This window comes from Streptomyces bobili (genome assembly GCF_002154575.1).
Taxonomy (GTDB): domain Bacteria; phylum Actinomycetota; class Actinomycetes; order Streptomycetales; family Streptomycetaceae; genus Streptomyces; species Streptomyces bobili.
The window spans coordinates 1-3,071 of sequence record NZ_MUBA01000349.1 but is presented as its reverse complement, the minus strand read 5'-3'; the positions used below and the strand labels follow the sequence as shown (position 1 = coordinate 3,071).

Annotated in this window: 4 protein-coding genes; all 4 read right to left on the bottom strand. The window is 68.6% G+C overall.

Features of this window, described 5'->3' with window-relative positions; translation table 11 throughout:
- Positions 1-307 (bottom strand): ABC transporter permease subunit (locus BZL64_RS25945; protein WP_425276069.1); only part of this gene is annotated, 307 nt, incomplete at its 3' end.
- Between the two features lie 109 nt (positions 308-416).
- Complete coding sequence (locus tag BZL64_RS25940) at positions 417-1,643, bottom strand: branched-chain amino acid ABC transporter substrate-binding protein (RefSeq protein WP_086771602.1); 1,227 nt, start codon at positions 1,641-1,643, stop codon at positions 417-419.
- Between the two features lie 272 nt (positions 1,644-1,915).
- On the bottom strand, positions 1,916-2,548 hold the full coding sequence (locus BZL64_RS25935) for a Tat pathway signal sequence domain protein (protein ID WP_086771604.1): 633 nt from the start codon (positions 2,546-2,548) through the stop codon (positions 1,916-1,918).
- Complete coding sequence (locus tag BZL64_RS25930) at positions 2,545-2,871, bottom strand: hypothetical protein (RefSeq protein ID WP_244205501.1); 327 nt, start codon at positions 2,869-2,871, stop codon at positions 2,545-2,547. Before BZL64_RS25930 ends, BZL64_RS25935 begins: the two co-directional genes overlap by 4 nt.
- Positions 2,872-3,071: the final 200 nt, after the last annotated feature.

The following is a 3,071-nucleotide window of genomic DNA, read 5'->3' as shown; positions in this document are numbered from 1 at the left end:
GGGGGGCGAGGCGGGGGGCACCGCGCAGGGGCCGGTAGGCGAATCGTTCCGCTCCGACGGCGACCAGCGAGGCGACCAGCATGGCGCCGATGAGCATGAGCGGCAGGGCGATCCACATGGTCGTGCCGTTGGGCAGCACCCAGAGGTAGACGGAGAGAGCCCCGAAGGCGCCCGTCATGAAGATCTCGCCGTGGGCGAAGTTGATGAGCTGGACGATGCCGTAGACCATCGTGTAGCCAATGGCGACCAGCCCGTACATGGATCCCAGTAGCAGGCCGTTGACCAGCTGCTGCGGCAGTTCGTTCACCGCATGTCCTCCGAGACGTTCGGATGATTTCGACGGATGTGTCCGGATGCGAGTCCGCGCGGGGCGCCAGTGGAACAGCGCCCCGCGCGGCTCATGTGATGCGGGTGGGTCAGCCGGTGTAGGTGCCGGACTTGACCGACTTCCAGGCACCGTTCTCGACGGCGTACACGGTGAGCTGCTTGTTGGTGGCGTCACCGAACTCGTCGAAGGCGACCTTGCCGGTCACACCGTCGAAGGAGACGTTCTGCATGGCGGCGGTGACCTTGGCGCGGGCGTCGTCCGGAAGCTTGCCGTCGTTGTCCTCGACGACCTTCTTCACGGCCTCGATGATCGCCCAGGCCGAGTCGTAGGAGTAGCCGCCGTAGGCCTCGAAGGCCTCCTTGTAGTTCTCGGCCTTGTAGTTGGCCACGAACTCCTTGGCGGAGGGCAGCTCCTCGACCGGCGCGCCGACCGAGGTGGCCAGGTCGCCGGCGGCGCTGGCGCCGGCCAGCTTGATGAAGTCGGCGCTGTAGATGCCGTCACCACCGACCACCGGGATCTTGGCGCCCGCGGCCTTGATCTGCTTGCTCAGCGGACCGGCCTGCGGGTACTCGCCGCCGTAGTAGACGACGTCGGCGCCGGAGTTCTTGACCTTCGTGGCGATGGCCGAGAAGTCCTTGCTGTCCGGGTTGATGTGCTCGGTGCCCGCGACCGCGCCGCCGAGCTTCTTGAACTCCGCGGTGAAGGTGGCGGCCAGGCCGGCGCCGTAGGTCTTCTTGTCGTCGATGACGAAGACCTTCTTCTTCTTCGCGTCGTTGAACAGGTACTGCGCGGCGAACGGGCCCTGGATGGCGTCCGTGGTCGCGGTGCGGAAGTACGAGGGGTAGACGCGCTTCTTCGAGTTCTGCCAGTCGGTGCCCTGGGTGAGTGCCGGGTTGGTGTTGGCCGGGGAGACCTCGACCAGCTTGGCGTCGTCGAAGACCTTCTGCATCGACTCGGCGACGGAGGAGTTCAGCGGGCCGACCACACCGAGGACGGACTTGTCGGCGACCAGCTTGGTGGCGTTCTGCTGGCCCGAGGAGGGCTGCGCCTGGTCGTCGAGCGCCTCGATCTTGAAGGTGACGCCGTCGACGTACTTCTTCTTGTTGGCCGTCTTGGCAGCGAGGTCGACAGAGTTCTTGATGCCGAGGCCCAGCGCGGACAGGTCGCCGGTGAGCGGGGCGTCGACGCCGATGGTGACGGTGGTGCCGCCGCTGTCGGAGCCCTTGTCGTCGCTGTCGCGCGAGCCGCAGGCAGTGAGGGTGAGTGCTCCCGCGGACAGCGCAGCGGTGATGGCGATAAGCGAACGTTGACGCACGTTCCAGTCCTTTCCCTGGGCGGCTCTCCCCCCTGGAAGAGGCCGAGTCGAGCGCGGGGGCCGAAGGGGTATTTCAGCTGCGCGGTGACTGGCCGTGACTCTAAACGGGTGAAGGTAACGCGGAGGAGGCTCTGGCCCATGATGTGACTCTCTTGTTATGACACGAGGTAATGCAGAGCGGTACTGAGGGGGTGGAACCGTGGAATTCAGGCCGATTCGCCCTGTCCGCATGTTGAGAATCCGCAGGACGGACCCCGATCGTTCCAGGCGTCTCAAGCGTTTTGGTGATGACCGGATTCGTTGCTACAGGCGACTTGTAGGGCCTGGGAGAGGTCCTGTGCGTAGCGGGAGCCGAGGATGAAGCTGTGGTCCTGTATTGCGCGCGCATTACGCAGAGTTACATCCAGGAAAGGAAGTCCGGCATCCGCCGGCACATTTCCGCAATCCGTCACATGCATCGTGACGACGATCTTGCGTGCGGAACCCGCTGCTGTCCGAAATGGTGCCCGCGGCGCCGATGTCAGAAAGATCCCGGCGTACGGCTGGGCCAGCCGCGTCGTCGTGACCGGCGGACCCGACTCCACACTGAGCAGCACCTCCAGCGCGAACGTCCGCGGCCGGGTGCCCGGCGGCACCGGAAGCGGCCCCAGGTAGTCGACGTCGACGACCTGGGAAGGGAACGGCGGCTTCGGCGCGGCCTGTTGGCGGTCCTGCGGCCGGGTCGCCCACAGCAGCCCGCCGGCGGCCAGGAGGGCGACGGCCGCCAGTGCCCCGAGCGCGGCGCGTCGGTGCCGCCCGCGGAAGAGGACCGGCGAGCGGCGCGGAACGCCTCTCGCGGGGGCGTCCTCGGCCTCCCACGCGCGCGTGCCCTCACCCGGCTCGACGGGGCCGACACCGCCGCTCACCGCCACGGACCCTTGTCCGGGCCGCCGGAGCGGTACCGGGCCGCACAGCCCTCGCGCGACTGACGGTGGATCAACTCGTACGCGGCACCGGCGCCTTCGCGCTTCTTCGCGGCCCGCGCGTCATCCACGACCGAGCGCAGGATGTCGTACTGGCCGTTGGACAGCCCCATCGACTGGTAGTCCCCGTACGTGCCCTCGTCGAGCACCTCACGCGACCAGTGGGCGACGATCCGGGCGCACAGCACCTCCGGGGGCGTGGCGGAGGGCGACGCGGTGCTCGGCGCCCCCGCGCCGCCCGAACCGGCGCAGGCCGTCACCAGCACGCCCGCCCCGAGGGCCGTTCCCAGCCGCCGTGCGGCGCCGGGCCATCGTGCGGCGGCGGGCTCTCGTGGCGGTCTCGGCCGTCGTGCGGCCCCCGGCCGTCGTGCCGTGCGAGGCCGTCGCGCCGCACCCGGCCAGAGGAGCCCTCCCGTTGCCATGACCTGACGCTAGGCCGCGGAGGTACCGGCGGGCAACGGGGGCG